Annotated in this window: 2 protein-coding genes; one reads left to right on the top strand and one right to left on the bottom strand. The window is 65.5% G+C overall.

Annotation, left to right across the window (positions count from 1 at the left end; all coding sequences use genetic code 11):
* Positions 1 to 87 precede the first annotated feature (87 nt).
* The gene (locus AC1D15_RS29250; RefSeq protein ID WP_477828780.1) at positions 88 to 1,215 is read right to left on the bottom strand and encodes an ABC transporter substrate-binding protein; all 1,128 of its coding nucleotides are present in this window, start codon (positions 1,213 to 1,215) and stop codon (positions 88 to 90) included.
* Positions 1,216 to 1,349: 134 nt separating this feature from the next.
* Here AC1D15_RS29250 and AC1D15_RS29245 point away from each other — a divergent pair.
* A partial coding sequence (locus tag AC1D15_RS29245; protein ID WP_477828779.1) for a molybdopterin-dependent oxidoreductase occupies positions 1,350 to 1,993 on the top strand: 644 nt, incomplete at its 3' end.

Genomic DNA, 1,993 nt, shown 5'->3' with positions numbered 1-1,993 from the left:
GATCCAGCGGACGCCGTGGAACCGGCTTTGCCGGGCCACTGGCGGCGCCCCCTTGAGGGGGAGGCGCGCAGCGCCTCGGGGGTGGGCCTACCGGCGGACTTTTCCGTCTTCGGTCAGCATGGACACGTCGACAAAACTGGAGGCGACGTGKTCCTTCGCACCGAAGTGCACATTGAAGCCGCCGAAGTTCGCGTTCTGGATCGACTCCAGCCCGGCGATCAGCGCATCGCGCGACGGCGCGCGGCCGGCGCGCTTCAGGCCTTCCGCGAACACCTTCGCGGCCAGGTAGCCTTCCATGCTGGAGTAGTTCGGCGTCGCGTCGCCGCCGGCCTTCGCCACCGCATCCAGGTACTCGCGCGAGATCGGCGTGGTGGTCGAGAACGGGAACGGCATCACCTGGCTGATCATCACGCCGCGGCCTTCCTTGCCGAGCTCGTCGGCCAGCGCCTGCGTGCCGACGAACGACACGTTGTAGAAGGTGCCGCCATAACCGGCCTTGCGGGCCTCGCGGATGAACGCGGCGCACGACTTGTAGGCGCTGATCAGCACCACCGCATCGGGAAACTTCGGGACGATGTCCTTCACCGCCTGGCTGACCGCGACGGTGTTGCGCTCGACCGTGCCCAGCGCCACCGGCGCGAGGGTCAGCGGCTTCAGTGCGCRCGTCACGCCTTCCAGGCCGGCCTTGCCGTACGCGTCGTTCTGGTAGAACACCGCGACCTTGTTCAGGCCGAGCTGTGTCAGGTTCTTCACGATCAGCGCGGTCTCGTCGTAGTACGAGGCCCGCACGTGGAAGACCGATTTGCTGAACGGCTCGCGCAGCGCCTCCGCACCGGTGAACGGCCCGAAGAACGGCATCTTGCTGTCGTTGACCAGCGGCAGCGCGGCCAGCGAGGTCGGCGTTCCCACATAGCCGAACAGCGCGAACACGTCTTCCTTGATGAAGCGGTCGGTGTTGGCCTTGCAACGGTCCGGCTCGTAGCCGTCGTCCAGCGTCTTCAGCTCGATGGTGTGGCCGTTGGCGCCACCGGCGGCATTGAAGGCATCGAAGAACACGCGGGCACCGCGGTTCATCTGGATGCCCAGCTGCGCCGCCGGGCCGGTGAAGGCGGCGGACTGGCCCAGCACGAGCCGGCGGTCACTTTGAGCCAGCGCAGGCAGCGCCAACACAGCGCTGCCGGCGGCGACGCTCTTGAGAAGTTCACGACGTTTCATGGGGCAAGTTCCGTTGACAAATTTGTTGCAGCTTGTTACGACTCAGCGGGCCGTTTGCTGGGCCGTAAGGATATCCGTCGATATCGGTACAAAACTTACGGTTCATGACCTAGCGGGCACATACATCCGGAAGCATGTGCAATAGTTCCGCGATGAGTTACCGAACTGTTGCGGCAGCGTGCCCGCATGACTGTCCAGACACCTGCGCCATTCGCGTGACCGTTGAGAACGATCGTGCGATCCGCATCCAAGGCGACCCCGATCACCCGACCACGCATGGTGCGTTGTGCACCAAGGTGTCGCGCTACACCGAGCGAACCTACAGCCCCGATCGCGTGCTGCATCCGTTGAAGCGGGTGGGGCCGAAGGGCAGCGGGCAGTTCGTGCCGGTGAGCTGGGACGAGGCGCTGTCGGACATCGCCGCGCGCCTGTCCGAGATCGCGTCGCGCGCGCCCGAGGCCATCGTGCCGTACAGCTATGCCGGCACGATGGGCCTGCTGCAGGGCGAGAGCATGGCCGGGCGCTTCTTCCACCAGCTGGGCGCCTCGCTGCTCGATCGCACGATCTGCGCGTCGGCCGGTGCCGAGGCGCTGATGGCAACGTATGGCGGCAAGGTCGGCATGCACGTCGAGCATTTCGCCGAGAGCAAGCTGATCGTGATCTGGGGCAGCAACTCGATCGCGTCGAACCTGCATTTCTGGACCTTCGCGAACGCGGCGAAGCGCAACGGCGCGAAGCTGGTCTGCATCGATCCGCGCAAGACCGAGAAAGACCGAGA

Source organism: Rhizobacter sp. P2_H2 (assembly GCF_056403375.1).
Note: the sequence above shows the minus strand (reverse complement) of the source record. Positions and strands in the feature narration are given on the sequence as shown.